Source organism: Streptomyces cinnabarinus (assembly GCF_027270315.1).
GTDB lineage: Bacteria > Actinomycetota > Actinomycetes > Streptomycetales > Streptomycetaceae > Streptomyces > Streptomyces cinnabarinus.
Genome location: NZ_CP114413.1, coordinates 2,191,027 through 2,211,453, shown reverse-complemented (window position 1 = coordinate 2,211,453; position 20,427 = coordinate 2,191,027). Strand labels below are relative to the sequence as shown.

General features: G+C 72.9%; 15 protein-coding genes and 1 riboswitch. Of the genes, 2 read left to right on the top strand and 13 right to left on the bottom strand.

What is annotated here, in order from left to right:
- Positions 1 to 33 precede the first annotated feature (33 nt).
- Positions 34 to 2,136 (top strand): zinc metalloprotease, encoded by a 2,103-nt coding sequence (locus tag STRCI_RS09940; RefSeq protein ID WP_269658509.1) that lies wholly within the window; start codon positions 34 to 36, stop codon positions 2,134 to 2,136.
- Here STRCI_RS09940 and cobC read toward each other — a convergent pair.
- Genes cobC through cobM form a run of 6 tightly spaced genes read right to left on the bottom strand, consistent with a single transcriptional unit; the run spans position 2,128 to position 8,415 of the window.
- The gene (gene cobC, locus STRCI_RS09935) at positions 2,128 to 3,210 is read right to left on the bottom strand and encodes an Rv2231c family histidinol phosphate aminotransferase CobC (protein ID WP_269658508.1); all 1,083 of its coding nucleotides are present in this window, start codon (positions 3,208 to 3,210) and stop codon (positions 2,128 to 2,130) included. The two genes, STRCI_RS09940 and cobC, sit on opposite strands and share 9 nt — an antisense overlap.
- Positions 3,200 to 4,117, bottom strand: coding sequence for a sirohydrochlorin chelatase (locus STRCI_RS09930; protein ID WP_269658507.1), 918 nt, complete (start codon positions 4,115 to 4,117; stop codon positions 3,200 to 3,202). Before STRCI_RS09930 ends, cobC begins: the two co-directional genes overlap by 11 nt.
- On the bottom strand, positions 4,114 to 4,701 hold the full coding sequence (locus STRCI_RS09925; RefSeq protein WP_269658506.1) for a precorrin-8X methylmutase: 588 nt from the start codon (positions 4,699 to 4,701) through the stop codon (positions 4,114 to 4,116). Before STRCI_RS09925 ends, STRCI_RS09930 begins: the two co-directional genes overlap by 4 nt.
- A complete protein-coding gene (gene cobJ, locus STRCI_RS09920) occupies positions 4,698 to 6,371 on the bottom strand; it encodes a precorrin-3B C(17)-methyltransferase (protein WP_269658505.1) in 1,674 nt (557 codons plus the stop codon). Before cobJ ends, STRCI_RS09925 begins: the two co-directional genes overlap by 4 nt.
- Entirely contained in the window at positions 6,368 to 7,600 is a 1,233-nt protein-coding gene (gene cbiE, locus STRCI_RS09915) for a precorrin-6y C5,15-methyltransferase (decarboxylating) subunit CbiE (protein WP_269658504.1), read from the bottom strand. The genes cobJ and cbiE overlap by 4 nt, the downstream gene beginning before the upstream one ends.
- Complete coding sequence (gene cobM, locus STRCI_RS09910) at positions 7,597 to 8,415, bottom strand: precorrin-4 C(11)-methyltransferase (protein ID WP_269658503.1); 819 nt, start codon at positions 8,413 to 8,415, stop codon at positions 7,597 to 7,599. The genes cbiE and cobM overlap by 4 nt, the downstream gene beginning before the upstream one ends.
- Positions 8,416 to 8,538: 123 nt before the next feature.
- Between cobM and STRCI_RS09905 the strand changes: the two genes are divergently transcribed.
- Positions 8,539 to 9,267 (top strand): ZIP family metal transporter, encoded by a 729-nt coding sequence (locus STRCI_RS09905; protein WP_269658502.1) that lies wholly within the window; start codon positions 8,539 to 8,541, stop codon positions 9,265 to 9,267.
- A 20-nt stretch (positions 9,268 to 9,287) separates the two neighbouring features.
- Here the strand turns inward: STRCI_RS09905 and cobI are convergent, their stop codons facing one another.
- Genes cobI through STRCI_RS09870 form a run of 7 tightly spaced genes read right to left on the bottom strand, consistent with a single transcriptional unit; the run spans position 9,288 to position 20,066 of the window.
- Positions 9,288 to 10,034, bottom strand: coding sequence for a precorrin-2 C(20)-methyltransferase (cobI, locus tag STRCI_RS09900; protein ID WP_269658501.1), 747 nt, complete (start codon positions 10,032 to 10,034; stop codon positions 9,288 to 9,290).
- Complete coding sequence (locus tag STRCI_RS09895; RefSeq protein WP_269658500.1) at positions 10,019 to 11,380, bottom strand: cobyrinic acid a,c-diamide synthase CobB; 1,362 nt, start codon at positions 11,378 to 11,380, stop codon at positions 10,019 to 10,021. Before STRCI_RS09895 ends, cobI begins: the two co-directional genes overlap by 16 nt.
- Complete coding sequence (cobO, locus tag STRCI_RS09890; protein WP_269658499.1) at positions 11,380 to 11,979, bottom strand: cob(I)yrinic acid a,c-diamide adenosyltransferase; 600 nt, start codon at positions 11,977 to 11,979, stop codon at positions 11,380 to 11,382. The genes STRCI_RS09895 and cobO overlap by 1 nt, the downstream gene beginning before the upstream one ends.
- Positions 11,979 to 13,970 carry a putative cobaltochelatase gene (locus tag STRCI_RS09885; protein ID WP_269658498.1) on the bottom strand — a complete coding sequence of 664 codons (1,992 nt, stop codon included), beginning with the start codon at positions 13,968 to 13,970 and terminating at the stop codon, positions 11,979 to 11,981. The genes cobO and STRCI_RS09885 overlap by 1 nt, the downstream gene beginning before the upstream one ends.
- On the bottom strand, positions 13,967 to 17,620 hold the full coding sequence (gene cobN, locus STRCI_RS09880; protein ID WP_269658497.1) for a cobaltochelatase subunit CobN: 3,654 nt from the start codon (positions 17,618 to 17,620) through the stop codon (positions 13,967 to 13,969). The genes STRCI_RS09885 and cobN overlap by 4 nt, the downstream gene beginning before the upstream one ends.
- On the bottom strand, positions 17,617 to 19,128 hold the full coding sequence (locus tag STRCI_RS09875; RefSeq protein ID WP_269658496.1) for a cobyric acid synthase: 1,512 nt from the start codon (positions 19,126 to 19,128) through the stop codon (positions 17,617 to 17,619). The genes cobN and STRCI_RS09875 overlap by 4 nt, the downstream gene beginning before the upstream one ends.
- Positions 19,125 to 20,066 (bottom strand): cobalamin biosynthesis protein, encoded by a 942-nt coding sequence (locus STRCI_RS09870; RefSeq protein ID WP_269658495.1) that lies wholly within the window; start codon positions 20,064 to 20,066, stop codon positions 19,125 to 19,127. Before STRCI_RS09870 ends, STRCI_RS09875 begins: the two co-directional genes overlap by 4 nt.
- Positions 20,067 to 20,167: 101 nt before the next feature.
- Positions 20,168 to 20,307, bottom strand: a riboswitch (cobalamin riboswitch).
- Positions 20,308 to 20,427 lie beyond the last annotated feature (120 nt).

The window sequence follows — 20,427 nt, the reverse complement described above, 5'->3', positions numbered from 1 at the left end:
GTGTGCCCCACCAGAACTCCGGGGGAGGCACACATGAGCATCGACGACATCGAGGGCACGAGGGAAGCCGCGGCGGCCGACGACGCCGAGCCGTCCGCGATCCCCATCCCGTTCCAGCGCCGCAGCGGCGTCTACGGCCTGGAACTGCCCCGGCCCACCGTCCCCGCCACGAGCGGCCCCGGCCTGCTCGTGCTGGAGGAACTCCGCGTCGACGTCGACGGCCTGATGCCCACCATGACCGTCAGCGGCACCAGGACCCAGCTCTTCGGCGGCCAGGCCACCTGGATCGCCAGGGTGGCCTGGGACGACGGACAACAGGCGTACACGGGAACGGTCTTCTACCGCGACGGCAACGCGTCCCTCGTCCCGCACACGGACGTACGGGTGAAGCTCTTCGGCGGCTTCCCGTTCGGCGGGCAGCGCAGGGCACGGGTGACGTTCACCGGCGGACCGGCGGCGGTGAACCGCACCTTCGTCTTCCGGCGGGCCGCCTTCCGCGAGGTGGGCATCGAGTACGACTGCGCCAGCGACGCCACCGCGGTCACCGACTACCGGCTGCACGCCCACCCGAACCGGCCCGCCGACCTGCCCGACACCCACCTGACCATCGAGAGCGCCTTCACCCGCCTCGGCATCGCCGTCACCAAGACCGGCGGCGACGACGTCGTCCCGGTCATCAAGGCGGGCTCGGACGGCCTGTGGACCGACATCGAGATGCACGACGCCATGCAGGTGCACTGGTCCAAGTGGGCCGACGCCCCGCAGTGGCAGGTGTGGACCCTGTTCGCCGGACGGAGCGTGCGGGGCCACGGGCTCGGCGGCATCATGTTCGACGACATCGGCACCGCCCAGCGCCAGGGCTGCGCCGTCTTCAGCAACTCCTTCATCTCCGACCCCCACCCGGGCGACCCGCACTCCGACCAGGCGGTCCAGCGGCTGCGCTTCTGGACGGCCGTGCACGAGATCGGGCACACCTTCAACCTCGCGCACTCCTGGGACAAGGACGAGATGACCCGGTGGATCCCGCTGGCGGAGGAACCGCACGCCTTCAGCTACATGAACTACCCGTTCCGCTTCCCCGCCGGCGAGGCCGCCTTCTGGGCCGGATTCCGGTACGGGTTCAGCGAGAACGAACTGCTCTTCCTGCGCCACGCCCCGGAACGCGTCGTCAAGCAGGGCGCCGCCCCCTGGTTCGACGAGCACGCCTTCGAACAGATCCGGCAGGCCACCGCGAACGCCCTGGAACTCTCCCTGCGCGTCAACCGGCCCACCACCCGCTTCGAGGCACTGGAGCCCGTGGTCGCCGAGGTGAAGCTGAAGAACACCTCGTTCGTGCCCGTCGTGGTGGACCGCAACGCCCTGCTCGGCGAGCGGCTGACCGTGATCGTCTCCGCCGACGGCCGGGACGCCCGCCGCTGGGTGCCGTACGCCCGGCACTGCTACCTGGACGATCCGTACATCCTCAAGCCCGGTGAATCCCTCTACGCGCCGGTGTTCCTGAGCGCCGGGCTCAACGGCTTCGATCTCGCCGAACCCGGGCACTACCGGATCCGCGCGATGCTGGACACCGCCTCCGGCGAGATCCTCTCCGCGCCGCTCGCCATCGACGTCCGGCCGCCCAGGAGCCGCGAGGAGGAACTGCTGGCCCCGGACGTGTACACGGACGAGGTCGGCCGGGTGCTCGCCTTCGGCGGCAGCCGCGGCCACACCCCGGCCCTGGACCACGCCAACGACGTCCTGCGCGAGGCGGTCGAGCGGCTCCCGGACAGCGCCCTCGCCGTGCACGCCGCCGCGGCCCTCAGCAACACCGCGGCCGTGCCGGGCCGGGTCCTGGTCCAGGACTCCACGGATCCCCGCGACCGCGAGTTCAAGGACGTCGTACCCGACCCGGAGCAGGCGCTGCCGCTGATCGAGAAGGCCTACGGCAACCCCGCCGCGGCGGCCGACACCCTCGGGCACATCGGACTGACCCGGCAGGTCGAACAGGTCGCCGTCGCCCTGGCCGCCGGCGGCCTCGGCAACTCCCGGGAAGCGGCCCGGCTCACCAACGACCTCGCCGACACTCTGGACGCCCGCAACGTCCTGCCCGCGGTGGTGGAGTCGGTACGGGCCACCGCGGCCGAACTGTCAGGCTGACGCCGCCAGCGCTTGGTCCAGCGCCTGGAGAAAGGAGTTCACCGTCGCCCGGTCCCGCACGGCCAGCCGCAGCCACTCATCGTCAAGACCGGGGAAGGTGTCCCCGCGCCGCACCGCGAACCCCAGGTCACGCAAGCGGCGCCGGACACGTGCCGCGTTCGGCAGCCGGACCAGAACGAAGGGGCCCTCGGCCGGTTCCGCCACCGTCAGGCCCTCCGGGGCGAACTCCCGGAGCCCGGCGACGAGATGGGCCCGGTCGGCGGCGATACGGTGCGCCGCGTGCCCCGCCTCCGCCAGCGCCCGCGGCTCCACGCAGGCCTCGGCGGCGGCGAGCGCCGGGGTGGACACCGGCCACAGCGGCTGGGCCCGCTCCAGTTCCGCGATCGTCTCCGGGGCGGCGAGAACGTAGCCGATGCGCAGCCCGGCCAGACCCCAGGTCTTGGTCAGGCTGCGCAGCACCACGAGTCCGGGCACGTCCGTGCGCCCGGCCAGCGCCTCCCGCTCACCCGGCACCGCGTCCATGAACGCCTCGTCCACGACCAACGTCCGCCCGGGGCGGGCCAGTTGCGCGATGGCGTCGGCCGGGTGCAGGACCGAGGTCGGGTTCGTCGGGTTGCCGATCACCACCAGATCCGCGTCCTCGGGGACGGCCGCCGGATCGAGCCGGAACCCGTCCGCCGCGCTCAGCAGCACCCGGTCAACCGTGTGCCCGGCATCCCGCAGCGCGGCCTCCGGCTCGGTGAACTGCGGGTGCACGACCACCGGCTGACGGACCTTCAGAGCGCGCGCCAGCAGCACGAACGCCTCCGCGGCACCCGCCGTCAGCAGCACCCGCTCCACCGGCAGCCCGTGCCGCGCCGCCACCGCCGCCCGCGCCGCCCGCCCGTCGGGGTAGGCGGCGAGACCGGTGAGCGAGTCGGCGATCCTGGCCCGCAGCCAGCGCGGCGGGGTGTCCGCGCGGACGTTCACCGCGAGGTCGACCAGCGCCGAACCGTCGTCGCGGACCTCGGCGTCCCCGTGGTGGCGCAGATCATGGCGCAGGTCATGGCCCAGGCCATGGTCCTCAGTGCGCATGGGAGTGCGCCCCGTGGTGGTGTCCGTGGTGATGGTGGCCGTCGTCGTCGGGGTGGAAGTGCGGCTGCTGCGGCAGGCCCACCTTGTCCTCGAACCCGGGCAGCGCGATCCGGTACACGCACGAGTCGCAGTTCATCCGCAGATCGCCCTTGACGGCCTCCTCGTACCGCTCCATGACCAGATCCAGCAGCTCCGGCTCCGGACCGATCACCTCCGCCGAGCGCACCTCCACCTCCGGGTGCGCGGCCGCCCAGCCCTCGGTCTGCTGCTTGACCCGGTCCGGCAGGATCCCGGTGAACAGGAAGTACGGCAGCACCACGATCCGCTGGGCGCCCAGCTTCACGCACCGGTCCAGGCCGCTCGGCACGTCCGGCGCGGCCAGCGACACGAACGCCGTCTCCACGCCCGCGTAGCCGCGCCCCTCCCACAGCAGCCGGGCCGCCTTGTGCACCTCGGCGTTGGCGTCCGGGTCCGTCGAACCACGGCCCACCAGCAGCACCGTGACATCCCCCCGGCCCTGCACGTCGTGCCCGCCCAGCGCCTCGTCGAGCCGCCGCTCCAGCACGTTCAGCAGCGAGGGGTGCGGGCCCAGCGGGCGGCCGTAGGTGTAGGAGATCCCGGGGTGGCGCTCCTTCTCGCGGGCCAGCGCCGCCGGGATGTCGCCCTTGGCGTGCCCGGCGGACACCAGCATCAGCGGCACCGCGGCGAACCGGCGCACGCCACGCTCCACCAGTTCGGTGACGGCGTCGCCGAGCGGCGGCGGGGACAGCTCGATGAAACCGCCCGCGACGGGCAGTTCGGGGTGGCGGCGGCCCAACTCCCGTACGAAGTCGCGGAACGCCTCGGCCCCGGCGTCGTCCCGGGTGCCATGGCCGGCGATGAGCAGCGCGGGCGCAGGGGTGGTCACGGTTTCTCCTCGGGTGAAGTGGGGTGGTACAGCAGGGCGTTGAGCGCGGCCGAGGCGACCGCCGAGCCGCCCTTCTCGGACACGTTGCTCACGGCGGGCAGACCGCTCTCGCGCAGCGCGGCCTTGGACTCGACCGCGCCGACGAAGCCGACGGGCAGCCCGATGACGAGCGCGGGGTCGGCGTCCAGCGTCAGCAGCTCCTCCAGCGCGGTCGGCGCGTTGCCGATCACCCAGAGGGCGCCGGGGCCGACCTGCTCGTAGGCGAGCCGGATGCCATCGGCGGAGCGGGTCAGCCCCGGCCCGGCCACCCCGTCTTTCAGACGGCAGACGGTCTCGCGCCGGGTGATCCCGGCCCCGACCATCTCCACGTCCACGACCACGGGCGCGCCCGCGTGCAGGGCGGCATGGGCCTTCTCCAGGGAGCCCTCGTCCATGACGAGATCGGCCGCGTACTCCAGATCCGCCGCGGAGTGGATGACCCGCTCCACCACCGCCCGGGTCAGCGGCGGGAAGTGCGAGGTGTCCAGGCGGGCGCGCAGCCGCCGGTAGGACTCCACCTCGATCGGGTGGACGACTCGGTTCACTTCGGGTCCTCCTGCGATCCCTGCCAGCGGTAGCCGCGCGGCGTCACCATGCGCCCGGCGATGTCCCGGGTCGCGGTGTTGCCGACGGTCACGACCGTCATCATGTCCACCCACGCGGGGTTGATCGCGCCCAGTGTGGTGAGCCGGCTGGACTCGTCCGGCCGGGAGGCGTTGCGGACGATGCCGACCGGCGTCGTCGGCTCACGGTGCTCGGAGAGGATCGCCAGCGCCTTCGGCAGCTGCCAGTCACGGCCGCGTGAACGGGGGTTGTAGAAGGTGACCACGATGTCCGCCTCGGCCGCCGCCCGCACCCGGCGCTCGATGACCTCCCACGGCGTGTGCAGGTCGGACAGGCTGATCGACACATGGTCGTGGCCCAGCGGAGCACCGAGGATCGCCCCGGCGGCCAGCGCCGCGGTGACCCCGGGCACCCCGACCACCTCGATGTCGTCGCTCGCCTCCGCCAGCGCGGGGGAGGCCATGGCGTACACCCCGGCGTCCCCGCTGCCGATCAGCGCGACGGCATGACCCTCACGGGCCTCCGCCACGGCCGTGCGGGCCCGCTCCTCCTCCGCGCCGAGCCCGGACTCCAGCACCCGGGTGCCGGGGCGCAGCAGATCGCGGATCTGGTCGACGTACTGGTCGAGACCCACCAGCACCGAGGCGCGCCGCAGTTCGGCCTTCGCGCGCGGGGTGAGCAGATCACGGGCGCCGGGTCCGAGCCCGACCACCGCGAGGCGGCCGCGCGCGGGACGCCGTACGACCGCGCAGGTCGCCATCGCCGACTTCCGCTTGGGGACGAGGAGCTCACCGCCGTCCCGGAGCGCCGACGCCTCGGCGACGGACGGGGTGCCGACGGCGGCGAGGGGATGGGCGGAGGGGTTGGGGACCTCGATGTCCGCGAGTTCCGCGGCGGGATACGTCACCAGCGGCACCCCGAGCCGCCGCGCGGCCTCGACGATGCCGGGCTCCTCGGCCTTGGCGTCGACGGTGGCGAGATGGGCCACCGAACGGACCGAAAGCCCCTCCAGCGAGCCATGGACGAGATCGAGGATCTCCTCGGCCAGCGCCCCCTTCGAGGCCCCGACACCGACGACCAGGGACGGCGGCCGCAGCACGACCTCCCGCTCACCGGCCTCGACGGCACGATCGGACAGCCGGACCGTGTACACACCCTCCTCGGCGACCTTCAGCGCGGGCAGCGGCCACACCAACTCGGCCTTCAGCGACACGGGTTCACCGTCCAGCAGCGCCCGGGAGACCCCGGCGACATCGCCCTCCACGGGGAGGCCCAGGGTGTCCAGACCGGGCAGCCCGACGGCATCGGTCGCCGTCGTCACCACGGGCCGCGCCCCCAGCAACTCCGCCACCTCGCCCGCGAGTTCATTGGCGCCGCCGCCGTGCCCGCCGACCAGCGACACGGCGAACCGCCCGCCCTCGTCGACACAGACGACGCCCGGGTCGGTCCGCTTGTCCCCGAGCAGCGGCGCGACCAGACGCACCACGGCCCCCGTAGCCAGGAAGCACACGAGCTGCTCGCACTCCGCGAACGCGGCCCGTACGGCGTCCGCCACGGGACCCTCGTACACGCGCGTACGGTCCGGCCACGCCGCGGCCAGCCGGTCCCGCGCAGCCGCCCCCGCCGCGGTGGCGGAAATCAGGCCGATCACTGAGCAACTCCTTCGTGAGAAAGGGGAGTTCGCACACCCCAGAGCAGAAACACCGGATTGGTCGCCGCCAGCCGGGACACATCCCCCGGCAGCGGCGCGAGCCGCGAGGACTGCAACAGCACCCCGTCGCAGGCGAACCCGGCGCCGGTGAGCGCCGCCCGCACGGCAGGCACCCGGTCCAGCGCCGCCAGGGCGACGACCACGGTCCGCCGGGCGCGCCGCGCGCACGCCGTCACAATGGCGGGCAGCTCGGCCCCGCCCCCGCCGATGAACACGGCATCGGGCTCGTCGAGATCGGACAGCACCGTCGGAGCCGACCCGTGCACGGTCCGTACGTCGACCCCGTGCGCGGCGGCGTTGGCGCGGATCCGCTCCACACCGTCGAGGGTCTTCTCCACCGCCGTGACAGCGGCGCCGAGCCGCGCGCACTCCACGGCCACCGAGCCCGAGCCCGCGCCGACGTCCCAGACCAGGTCGCCGAGCCGGGGCCCGAGCCGGGCCAGGGCCAGCGCCCGCACCTCGAACTTGGTGATCATCGAGTCCCGGTGGGCGAACTCCGCCTCGTCCAGCGCCCATCCGTCCGGCCCGGCAGGCGGCCCGGCGACCGTGCGCACCGGCCCCAGCAGCCGCGTCTCGTCCAGGCACAGGACGACACTCACCGCCGTACCCCAGTCCCGGGCCGCGGCCTCGGCGGGCGTGACCCGCTCGACGCGCTCCTCGGCGGTACCCAGCGCGCAGGCGACGAGCAGCACGCGCGCCTCGCTCTGCAGTGCCGCCCCCAGCTCGGCGGGACCGGACCCCGGCCCGGTCAGCACCGCCACCTTCGGCCGTGCCCGGCACACGTTGACGGCGGTGCGCAACTCCCGCCCGTGCGCGCTGACCACGACCGCGTCGTCCCAGGGCACGCCGACGCGCGCGAAGGCGGTCGCGACGGAGGAGACACCCGGCCGCACGTCCAGCTCCCGCGCGCCGAACCGCTCGGCCAGCACCCGCACGATCCCGAAGAACCCCGGGTCGCCGGAGGCCAGCACGACCACCCGGTGCGCCTTGTCCAGATGCCGCTCGATGACGTCGAGGGCCGGAGCGAGCGGACCGAGGACGACGCGCTCGGCATCGGCGGGGACGGGCGCCGCGTCGAGGTGCCGCTGCCCGCCGACGACGAGCCGTGCACCGGCCAGCGCCCCGGCGTCGAGCGGCGCCCCCGTCCCCGTACCGACGACGGTGATCACGTGCTCGCCCCTCGCTCCCGCAGCGCCCGACGGGCCTCCGGGTCGGCCTTGCGGAAGCCGTGGAAGTGACCGGGGTGGTAGAGGTGCGAACGGGTCCCCTCCGCGGACAGAGCGGGTCCCACCAGGAAGAGGGTGTGCTTCCAGAGCTTGTGCTCCTTGACGGTCTCCTCCAGCGTGCCGACCGTGCACCGCACGATCAGCTCCTCCGGCCAGGTGGCCTGATAGGCGACCACGACGGGGGTGTCGGTCGGATAGCCGCCCTCCAGCAGCTCCCGCACCAGCTGCCCGCTCCGGGCCGCCGACAGGAAGATCGCCATGGTGGTGCCGTGCTTGGCGAACTCCCGCACCTCCTCCCCGGGCGGCATGGGTGTCTTGCCCCCGCCGAGCCGGGTCAGGACGACCGACTGCGCGACCTCCGGGATGGTCAGCTCGCGCTGGGCCAGCGCGGCGACGGCGGAGAAGGCGGAGACGCCGGGGATCACCTCGGTCGCGATCCCGATCCGGGCACACCGGTCGAGCTGCTCCTGGGTGCCGCCCCACAGGGCGGGGTCGCCGGAGTGGATCCGGGCGACGTGCAGGCCCTCGGCGCGGGCCCGCTCGTAGACGGCGACGACGTCCTCCAGGGACATGGTCGCCGAGTCGAGGATCTCGGCGTCCTCCCGCGCGTGCTGGAGGACCTCCGCCTGAACCAGGCTGGCCGCCCAGATCACCACGTCGGCCTCGGCGATGGCACGCGCGGCACGGAACGTCAGCAGATCGGCGGCGCCGGGGCCGGCACCGACGAAGGTCACCTTGCCGGTGGGGGCATCGGCCATGGGGATCGGGTCCTCTCCTGAAGAGCGGTGGAGCTTTTTCGGGGCGAAAGTCGGTGTCGAAAGTCAGTGGATACGCGGGCGTCGGACACGCGCACACGCGCCGCGATCCGATAGCAAGGCCCTATGGCGGTCTTCGTAGCGTTCGGCGCGTTCCTGATGACGCTGGCCGGCGGCTGGACGGCGCAACGCGTGACGGACCGCCGCCACCTCGTGCTGGGCCTGGCCGGCGGACTGATGCTCGGCGTGGTCGGCCTCGACCTGCTGCCCGAGGCCCTGGAGGCGGCGGGCGAGGAGGTCTACGGCGTACCGGCCGCGCTCCTGCTCTTCGTCGCCGGATTCCTCCTGGCCCACCTGGTGGAACGGCTGCTCGCCGCCCGCCAGGCCGCGCACGGCGCGGAGGAGACGGACGGCCGCGCCCCCGAGGTGGGTCTCACGGCCGCCGCGGCGATGGTCGGCCACAGCGCGATGGACGGCGTCGCGATCGGCGCGGCCTTCCAGGTCGGCGAGGGCATGGGTGCGGCGGTCGCCGTCGCGGTCATCGCCCACGACTTCGCCGACGGCTTCAACACGTACACGATCACGAGCCTGTACGGGAACGCCCGCCGCCGCGCACTCGCCATGCTGTTCGCCGACGCGGCGGCGCCCGTGGTGGGCGCCGCGTGCACGACGCTCGTGACGATCCCCGAGGGCCTGCTCGGCGGCTATCTCGGCCTGTTCGGCGGCGCGCTGCTCTACCTCGCGGCGGCGGAGATCCTCCCCGAGGCCCACCACGAACACCCGGCCCGCTCGACGGTGTTGTGCACGATCGCCGGGGCGACGTTCATCTGGCTGGTGGTGGGAATGGCGAGTTGACGGTCCGGCCTTCGGTGCGCTCACAACTTCCCGCCCCGCCCGCCGTCACGCCGGGCGGGCGCGATGAGCGTGGAGAGATACGGCAGCGGCGCCCCGTCGAGCTCGTCGGCGGGGTGGATGGACTCCTCGGGCAGCCCGAGCGCGGCACCCCACACGGCGTCCCCGATCCGCCCGGTCTCCCGCAGCGCCTCGGCCACCTCGGCGGCCTGCCGCCCGAACTTGTAGGCGACGACGGTCCCGGGCCCGGCGAGGGCGTCCTTGAGCACGGCGGCCCCGGCGGTGACGGGCACGAGGGTGAGCGGCTCGGTGCCCTCGGTCAGCACGGCACCGGAACGGGCGGCGAGATCCTGCATGGCGGTGATACCCGGGACGGTCTCGACGACGGTCGCGGGCAGCACCTCCCCGATGGTCTGGGCGAGATAGGTGAAGGTGGAGTACACATTCGGATCGCCGATGGTGGCGAAGGCGACGACGGAGTGCTCCCGCAGCAGCTCGGCGACACGGGTGCCGGCGGCGTCCCAGGCGTCCTCACGCCGCTGCCGGTCGCTCCGCTCGTTGAGGGCGAAGACGACCCGTACGACCTTCTCCTCGCCGACATAGTGCAGAACGGTCGCCTCGGCCCGCCCCCGCTCACCGGTGTCCATCACGGGCACGACGACGACATCGGCGCCCTGGAGAGCGCGCACACCCTTGACGGTCACCAGCTCCGGATCCCCGGGACCCACCCCGACGCCGATCAACCTGCTGCTGCTCATGACGTCCGGCACCTCTCCACGAACCGACGGGCGACACCGGGCCGGGAGGCCCAGTGCGTGTGCAGATAGCTCGCGTGCACACCACGCTGTACAAAACCTTCGACACGCCGGTGAGGCGTACGCACTCCCCAAGCGGCAGCGGCCCCCGCCCCCGGCTCCACGACGGTCCGGTGAAACTCGTGCCCCCGCATACGCGTGCCCGCGACGGCCAGCGAACTGTCCTCGACGGCCACGGCATCCCGGTACCCGAGGGTGAGCCGCTCGGTCATCCGCGCGGTCGCGTCGAGCACGCCGCACATGGGCAGCCCGTCGAGCTCACGGCACAGGTAGAGCAGCCCGGCACACTCAGCGGCAATGGGCCCACCACTGAACGCCAACTCCGCAACGGCCTTGCGCAGCGGCTCGTTGGCGGACAGCTCAGAGGCATAGACCTCGGGGAAACCCCCACCGATGACCAACCCCTGGGTTCCATCGGGCAGTTGCTCGTCGCGCAGGGGATCGAAGGGGACGACTTCAGCCCCGGCGGCGGCAAGCAGCTCAGCATGCTCCGCGTAGGAGAACGTGAACGCTGATCCGCCGGCGACAGCAACCCTCGCAGCCCGTCCGGCGTCCGAGGACGAGGCCGCCTCGGCCGGCGACCAAGCCTCACAAGGCAACGGCCCGGCACTTCGCGCCAGTGCCAGCAACCCCTCCAGGTCACACCCCGCGGCGACCTGCGCCCCCATCGCGGCCACCGCCTCGACAGCCGCAGAACGCCGCTCGGCAACCGGCACCAGCCCCAGGTGCCGAGAAGGCGTGTCCACCTGAACAGCCCGCCGCAACACCCCCAGCACCGGCACCCCGACCGACTCCAGCGCCTCCCGCAGCAACTCCTCATGCCGATCCGAGGCGACCTTGTTCAGGATCACCCCGCCGACCCGAACCTCCGGATCCCACGACACGAACCCGTGCACCAGCGCCGCCACCGACCGCGACTGCGAGGACGCGTCCACGACCAGCACCACCGGCGCCCGCAACACCTTCGCCACCTGAGCGGTGGACGCCAGTTCACCCTCCCCCGCGGCCCCGTCGTACAGCCCCATCACACCCTCGACGACAGCGAGATCGCACCCCCGCGCCCCATGCAGGAACAACGGCCCCACCAACTCGGGCCCGCACAGATACGCGTCGAGGTTCCGCCCCACCCGCCCGCTCGCGAGCGCGTGATACCCGGGATCGATGTAGTCCGGCCCCACCTTGTGCGGAGACACGGCAAGCCCCCGCGCGGCGAACGCGGCCATCAACCCGGTCGCGACGGTCGTCTTCCCGCTCCCCGAGGAGGGCGCGGCGACGACCAGCCGAGGGACGGACGAGGACATCACCACTCGATGCCCCTCTGCCCCTTCTGACCCGCGTCCATCGGATGCTTCACCTTGGACATGTCGGTCACGAGATCCGCGAAGTCGACCAGCTTCTCGGGCGCGTTCCGCCCGGTGATCACGACATGCTGCGTCCCCGGCCGGTCCCGCAGCACGGAGATCACCTCATCGGTGTCGATCCACCCCCAGTGCATGGGATAGGCGAACTCGTCGAGCACGTACAGCCGGTACGTCTCCGCGGCGAGGTCCCGCTTGACCTGCTCCCAGCCCTCCCGGGCCTTCTCCTCGTTGTCCATCTGCTGATCGCGCTGCACCCACGACCAGCCCTCACCCATCTTGTGCCAGTCGACGGACCCGCCCTCACCACTGGCGCCGAGCACCCGCAGCGCGTTCTCCTCGCCGACCTTCCACTTCGCCGACTTGACGAACTGGAACACCCCGATCGGCCACCCCTGGTTCCAGGCCCGAAGAGCGAGCCCGAAAGCAGCGGTCGACTTGCCCTTCCCCACTCCCGTATGCACGACCACCAGCGGCCGATTACGCCGCTGACGAGTCGTCAGCCCATCGTCCGGAACCACACTCGGCTGTCCCTGAGGCATTACGCGGCCCTCCTCTGTACGTCCTTCACAAGCCCGGCGATCGAGTCGGCCCGCAGCTCGTCGAGCGTCACGGCCGTGCCCCCGAGTTCACCGGCCAACTGCCCGGCGAGCCCCAGCCGCACGGGCCCGGACTCACAGTCGACGACGACCGACGCGACCCCCTCGGCGGCGAACAGCCGGGCCGCCCGCCCGGCCAGGGCGACCGGCTCGGGCCCACCGGTGGCCCGCCCATCGGTCACCACCACGACCAGCGCCCGCCGCGCCGGATCCCGAAGCCGCTCCACCCGCAGCACGTCGTGCGCCTTGAGCAGCCCGGCGGCGAGCGGCGTACGCCCACCCGTCGGCAACGACTCCAGCCGGGCCGCGGCCGCGTCCACGGACGACGTGGGCGGCAGCGCCACCTCGGCCGCCGCCCCGCGAAACGTCACCAGCCCCACCTTGTCCCGCCGCTGATACGCGTCCAGCAGCAGGGACAGCACGGCCCCCTTCACGGCGCTCATCCGCTGCCGCGCCGCCATCGACCCGGAGGCGTCGACCACGAACAGCACGAGGTTGCCCTCACGCCCCTCCCGGGCCGCCTGCCGCAGATCGTCCCGCCGTACGACCAGCCCCGGACCCGACCGGCCCCGCGCCCGCTGATGCGGCGCCGCCGCCTGCACGGTCGCCGCCAGGTGCAGCTTGGTCAGCGCCCCCCGAGGCCGCCGCGCCCCCGTGGTCCGCCCGTGCTCGGTCCGCGCCCGAGAGCGCCGACCCGCGGCACCCTCACCGATCCCCGGCACGCTCAGCACCTTGGTGCGGAAGGGCTCGGCGGCCCGTACGGCGGACTGCTCGCCCGAGCCCGCACCGGACGGCTGCGGCTGACCGCCCTCGCCCTCCTCGGGCCGCGCACCGGCGTCCTCGCCCTGCGGACCGGAGTCGGGCTCAGGCGCCCCGCCCCCGCCACCGCCGGGCCCGTCCGGACCCGGGTCGGGATCGTCGTCCCCGGAGTACTCCTCCAGGGTCTGGTCCAGCTTGTCCTCGTCGAGTCCCGGCGCGTCGAAGGGGTTGCGCCGCCGCCGGTGCGGCAGCGCGAGCAGCGCCGCCTGGCGGACATCCTCCGCCAGCACCTCGGTACGCCCGGCCCAGGCGGCCAGCGCGGTCGCGGTGCGGGCCATCACGATGTCGGCGCGCATGCCGTCCACCTCGAAGGCGGCACAGGTCGCCGCGATCTGCCGCAGCGCCCCGTCCCCGAGCCGCACCGACGCCAGCAACTCCCGTGCGGCGACGATCCGTTGCCGTACCGTCGCCTCCTCGTCCGCCCAACGGGCCGCGAACCCCGACGGATCGTCGTCGTGGGCGAGCCGCCGCCGGACGACCTCCACCCGCTGGTCGGGCTCCCGGGAGGCGGCCACCTCGACGGTCAGCCCGAACCGGTCGAGCAACTGCGGGCGCAGCTCGCCCTCTTCGGGGTTCATCGTCCCGACGAGCAGGAACTTCGAGGCGTGCCGCACGGACACGCCCTCGCGCTCGACGTAGGACGCGCCCATCGCGGCCGCGTCCAGCAGCAGATCGACCAAGTGGTCGTGCAGCAGGTTCACTTCGTCGACGTAGAGGATCCCGCGGTGCGCGTCGGCCAGCAGCCCCGGCTCGAACGCCTTGACGCCCTCGGCGAGCGCCCGCTCGATGTCGAGCGCCCCGACCAGCCGGTCCTCGGAGGCGCCGACGGGAAGTTCGACCATCCGGGAAGGCCGCGCCCCGGCGGGACCGGCCTCGTGCGGCCCGTCCGGACACGCCGGGTCCGGCTCGGCCGGATCGCACGAGAACCGGCAGCCGGGAACGACGTCCACCTCGGGCAGCAGCGCCGAAAGCGCCCGTACGGCGGTCGACTTGGCGGTGCCCTTCTCGCCCCGCACCAGCACGCCGCCCACCGCGGGCGAGACCGCGTTCAGCAGCAGCGCCAGCCGCAGGTCGTCCTGGCCGACGACGGCCGTGAAGGGGAAGGGGGTGGTCACTGGTCGTCCTCCAAGTCGCCTTCCAGCTCCAGATAGGTGGCCCGCAGCCGCTCCAGCGTGTCCGCGTCCGGCTCGGCCCACAGACCACGCTCCGCCGCCTCCAGCAGCCGCTCGGTGATCCCGCGCAGCGCCCAGGGGTTGGACTCCTTCATGAAGTCCCGGTTCTCCGGATCGAAGACGTACTCGGCGCTGAGCTTCTCGTACATCCAGTCATCGACCACGCCCGCCGTGGCGTCGTAGCCGAAGAGGTAGTCCACGGTCGCCGCCATCTCGAAGGCGCCCTTGTAGCCGTGCCGGCGCATCGCCGCCATCCAGCGCGGGTTGACCACCCGCGCCCGGAACACACGGTGCGTCTCCTCGCCCAGCGTCCGGGTCTTGATCTGGTCGGGGGTGGCGGAGTCACCGACGTACGCCTCGGGGGAGGCGCCCGTCAGATGGCGCACCATGGCGACCATGCCGCCGTGGTACTGGAAGTAGTCGTCGGCGTCGACGAGATCGTGCTCGCGGGTGTCGACGTTCTTCGCCGCGACGTTGATCCGCCGGAACGCCGTCTCCATGTCCCCGCGCGCCGCCCGCCCGTCGAGCCCGCGCCCGTAGGCGTACCCGCCCCACACCGCGTACACCTCGGCGAGGTCGGCGTCGGAGCGCCAGTTCCGCGCGTCGATCAGCGGCAGCAGGCCCGCGCCGTACGCACCCGGCTTGGAGCCGAACACACGGGCCGTGGCCCGCCGGCGGTCCCCGTGCTCGGCGGTGTCCTCGTCGGCGTGCGCCTTGACGAAGTTCTGCGCGGCGGGCTCGTCCAGCTCCGCCACCGCCCGCACCGCGTCGTCGATCAGCCCGACCACATGCGGGAACGCGTCCCGGAAGAACCCGGAGATCCGGACGGTGACGTCGATGCGCGGGCGCCCCAGCTCCGCCAGAGCTACCACCTCGAACCCGGTCACCCGGCGCGAGGCCTCGTCCCACACCGGACGGCAGCCCAGCAGCGCCAGGATCTCCGCGATGTCGTCGCCCTGGGTGCGCATCGCCGAGGTGCCCCAGACCGTGAGCCCCACGGACTTCGGGTACTCGCCGGTGTCCTGGAGATACCGGGCGACCAGCGAGTCCGCGAGGGACTGGCCGACCTCCCAACTGAGCCGGGAGGGAATGGCCTTGGGGTCGACCGAGTAGAAGTTCCGGCCGGTCGGCAGGACGTTGACCAGTCCGCGTGTCGGCGAACCGGACGGGCCCGCCGGGACGTAACCGCCGTTCAGGGCCCGCAGGATGTGCCCGATCTCGTCCGTCGTCCGCGCCAGCCGCGGCACGACCTCGTCGCAGGCGAACTCCAGCACCGCCACCGCTTCGGGCAGTTCGATGCCGATGACCTCACGCACCAGCGCCGGGACCGCGGCGGACCGCCAGTCCCGCTCCTCCATGCCCTCCGCGACCCGTCGGCACAGCTGCTCCAGCAGGTCGATCGCGTCGGCCGCCGTCCGTGCCGGACCCTCGACGAGGTCCGACAGCTCGACCGGCACCTTCACCGGTGTGCCCGGCTCGGCCAGCAACTCCTTCTCGCTGAGCCCGAAATGGGCCGCGAACGCCGACCGCAGCCCCGGCAGGGCGTTCGCCTGCCCGCCCCACACCTGCGCGGCCCGCAACACGGCGAGCACCAGGTTCACCCGCGGCTCGCCGACCGGACCGCCGCCGAGGATGTGCAGCCCGTCGCGGATCTGCACGTCCTTGATCTCGCAGAGGTAGCCGTCGATGTGCATGACGAACTCGTCGAACTCCGCGTCGTCCGGCTGCTCGTCGACATGCAGGTCGTGGTGGAGCTCGGCCGCCTTCACCAGCGTCCAGATCTGCGCCCGCACGGCCGGCGCCTTCGCCGGGTCCAGGTCGGAGACGAGCGCGTACTCGTCGAGGAGCTGCTCCAGTTTGGCCAGGTCGCCGTAGGTGTCCGCGCGGGCCATCGGCGGGACCAGGTGATCGACGACCGTGGCGTGCCCGCGCCGCTTGGCCTGGGTGCCCTCGCCGGGGTCGTTGACGATGAAGGGGTAGATCAGCGGGAGTTCACCGAGCACCGCGTCCGGCGCGCAGCCACCGCTGAGCCCGAGCCCCTTGCCGGGCAGCCACTCCATCGTGCCGTGCTTGCCCATGTGCACGATCGCGTCGGCGCCGAAACTGTTCTCCAGCCAGCGGTAGGCGGCCATGTAGTGGTGGGACGGCGGCATGTCCGGGTCGTGGTAGATCGCGATCGGGTTCTCCCCGAAGCCGCGCGGCGGCTGGATCATCACGACGACATTGCCGAACTGGAGGGAGGCGAGCACGATGTCGTCCCCGTCGACGTACAGCGAACCCGGCGGCTCGCCCCACGCCTCCAGCATGGCGTCGCGCAGCTCCTCGTCGAGCTTGTCGAACCACGCCCGATAGTCGGCGAGCGGCACCCGCGCGGGCGCGGCGGCGAGCTGGTCCTCCGTCAGCCACTCGACGTCGTGGCCACCGGCCTCGATGAGCCGGTGGATCAACTCGTCGCCCCCGGAGGGGTATTCGGTGAGCGAATAACCGGCGTCCCGGAGCGCGTCCAGCACCCGCACCGCCGACGCGGGCGTGTCCAGACCGACCGCGTTGCCGACGCGTGAGTGCTTCGTCGGGTAGGCGGTGAAGACCAGCGCCAGCTTCTTCTCGGCGTTCGGCTTGTGCTTCAACCGCGCGTGCCGTACGGCGATCCCGGCGACCCGTGCGGCTCGCTCCGGGTCGGCGACGTACACCGGCACCTCGTCCGGTCCCTGCTCCTTGAAGGAGAACGGCACGGTGATCAGACGGCCGTCGAACTCCGGGATCGCGACCTGCATCGCCGCGTCCATGGGGGAGAGGGCGGCGTCGGACTCGTCCCAGGTCTTGCGCGAGGAGGTCAGGCAGAGCCCTTGCAGCACCGGGATGTCGAGGTCGGCGAGGGCTCCGATGTCCCACGCCTCCTCGTCACCGCCCGCCGAGGCCTGCGAGGCATGCGTGCCGCCCGCGGCCAGCACCGTGGCGACGAGCGCGTCGGCCCTGCCGAGGATCTCGTACAGCTCCGGGTCCGCGCCGCGCAGCGAACCGCAGTACACGGGAAGGGCGTTGGCGCCCCGTGCCTCGACCGCGTCGCACAGGGTGGCCACGAAGGCGGTGTTGCCGCTCAGCTGATGGGCCCGGTAGAAGAGCACGCCGACCGTCGGGCGGCCCTCGATGAAGGGACGCTCACCATGGACGCCGTACTCCGGCATCTGCTGCGGCTCGACGAAGCCCTCGCCCGTGAGCAGCACGGTGTCGGAGAGGAACCGGGCGAGCTCGGTGAGGTTGGCGGGCCCGCCCTCGACGAGGTACCGCAGCGCCTCGGCGACGACACCGGCGGGCACCGACGACTCGGCCATCAACTCCGCGTCCGGCACGGACTCCCCGCCCAGCAGCACGGTCGGGATCCCGGACGCCTTCAGCGCGGCGAGCCCGTCCTCCCAGGCCCGCTTGCCGCCGAGCAGCCGTACGACGGCGATGTCCGCGCCCTCGATCAGGCCGGGGAGCTCCTGGCCGACGTCCACGCGGGTCGGGTTGCCGATCCGGTAGGAGGCGCCGGACGCGGCCCTGGCCGCCAGCAGATCCGTGTCGGCGGTGGACAACAACAACACTGTGCTCATGCGGGCGCTCCCGGTGGAATGAAAGGCAGTCCTTGTGGCGCGCCCGACTCGATGAGCCGCCAGAGCGCGTCGGTGTCCGCGTGCTGTTCGATCAGATCGCCGAGCCGGTCGAGCTGCTCCTCGCGCAGCGCGGCGAAGGAGGTGTCGGCGGCCGGCACGAAACGACGGCCCGCGGCGGCCGCCACCTCGCGCAGGAAGGCGCGCCGGAAGCCGTCCGACTCCAGCGAGCCGTGCCAGTGGGTGCCCCAGGTCTGACCGACCCGGCAGCCGTCCAAGAAGGTTTCCCCGCCCGTGACTTCGGCGACCCCGTGGTGGATCTCGTACCCCTCGACCGGCTCGCCGAGGGCTTCACCCACCGGCCGGGTGAGGGTCTTCTCGCGCGCGAACCGCACCCGTACGGGCAGCAGTCCGAGCCCGTCGACCGCGCCCCTGCGGCTCTCCACGTCGTCCTCGATGTGCTCGCCGAGGATCTGGAAGCCACCGCAGATGCCGAGCACGGGCCGCTGTTCGGCGGCCCGGCGCGCGATGGCCTCCGCGAGGCCCCGTTCCCGCAGCCACTCCAGCGCCTTCACGGTCCCGCGGGTGCCCGGGATCACCACGAGGTCGGCGTCGGCCAGTTCCTCCGGCCGGTCCACGAACCGCACGACGACGCCCGGTTCGGCGGCGAGCGCGTCCACATCGGTGAAGTTGGACATCAGCGGGATCGCGCAGACGGCGACCCGCAGCACGTCCGCGCCGACCGGCGGCGCGACCACGGACTCGCGGACCGTGCCGCGCAGCGACACCCGCAGCCCGTCCTCCTCGTCGATGCCGAGCCCGTGCCGGAAGGGCAGGACGCCGTAGGTGTGCCGTCCGGTGAGCCCGTGCAGCATGTCCAGGCCCGGCTCCAGCAGCGAGACGTCGCCGCGGAACTTGTTGACGAGGAACCCGGCGACGAGCTTCTGGTCCTCGGGCGAGAGCAGTGCCACCGTCCCGAAGAAGGAGGCGAAGACGCCCCCGCGGTCGATGTCACCGACCACCACCACCGGCAGCCCGGCATTCCGGGCGATCCCCATGTTGACGATGTCGGTCCGCCGCAGATTGATCTCGGCCGGACTGCCCGCCCCCTCGCAGATCACCGCGTCATACGTGCCCCGCAACTCCGCGAGACAGTCCAGCACCGTGCCGAGCAGCCGCTGCTGCCGCCCGCCGTGATAGCCGCGCGCGCTCATCTCGCCGACCGGCTTGCCCATGAGCACGACCTGGCTGCTCTGGTCCCCGCCAGGCTTGAGCAGCACGGGGTTCATCAGCGCGGTCGGTTCGACCCGGCAGGCCTGCGCCTGCATGGCCTGCGCCCGCCCGATCTCGGCGCCCTCGCGCGTGACGAACGAATTGAGGGACATGTTCTGTGCCTTGAACGGCGCGACCTTGACCCCCTGCCGCACCAGCCACCGGCAGATCCCGGCGGTGACGACACTCTTCCCGGCGTCGGAGGTGGTCCCGGCGACCAGCAGCCCCCCGCCGGTCATGACCGCGCTCCCTTCACCAGACCGCGCGCGACGGCACTCACGCCGAGCGCCAGCCAACCGACCCGCCGAGACAGCCGTACGGCCCGCTCGATGTCCCCGACGTCCACCGCACGCCCCTCCCCGTTCAGCACCGGCCGGTGCTCGATGCGTCCGCCGTACGACAAGGTCCCGCCGAGCCGCACCCCGAGCGCCCCCGCGAACGACGCCTCCACGGGCCCGGCGTTGGGGCTCGGGTGCTTCACCGCGTCGGCGCGCCAGGCGCGTACCGCACCCTGGGCGTTCCCCCCGGCGGCGGCGGCGAGTACGGCGGTCAGCCGCGCCCCCGGCCAGCCGGCGACGTCGTCGAGCCGGGCCGAGGCCCACCCGTACCGCCGATAGCGGGGCGACTTGTGACCGACCATGGCATCGAGCGTGTTCACGGCCCGGAACCCGAGCAGCCCCGGAACCCCGCCCAAGGCCCCCCAGACCAGCGCCCCCACCACCGCGTCGGAGGTGTTCTCGGCGACGGACTCCACGACCGCCCGCGCGATCCCGTCGGCGTCCAGCGCCTGCGGATCCCGCCCGCACAGATGCGGCAGCCGCGCCCGAGCCGCCCCGACGTCCCCCGCCTCCAGGGCCCGCCCGATCACCCGGGCCTCCCGGGCCAGCGAAGTCCCCCCGACCACCGCCCAGGTGGCGACGCCGGTCAGCGCGATGGAGGCGGCGGGGGACCGGCGTACCGCACGAGAGGCGAGCGCCCCCATGGCGACGGCGCCACCGGCGCACACACCGGCGTGCAGCGCGCCCCGGCCCCGGTCGTCACGCCACAACTGACGTTCCACGGCGCCCGCGGCCCGCCCGAACACGGCGACCGGATGCCCACGGCGCGGATCGCCGAGGAGCAGGTCACCCAGGAGGCCGGCGGCGGCGCCGTACGCGAAGACGCGATCGGCCCGCATCGGCTCAGCCGATCGCGGAGTCAGTTACGGGTCTGGTGCTGGATGTCGATCGGCAGGCGAGCATCGCGATATGTCCTCACTCAGGGTGTCCACGCCCTGGTACGACGAGACCGGTGGCGAGAGTTCCTGGCTCCCGGGGGTTCCTACCCCGGTGACAGTGGCGGGACCGCGCCGGACTCGCACCGGCTTCCTCTTCTGCCGCCGTAATTGGCTCCGGAAGTCCACCACGGCCCCGGAAGGGCCGTCAACTTGCCGTTGACCTGCGAGGGGAGAGTGTGCTGAGGCCCACATCGGGTCCGGCGGGGCGGGTTTGGCTCGCGGGGTCACCCACACGAGGTGACTACCCGGGAGCGCCTTGCGA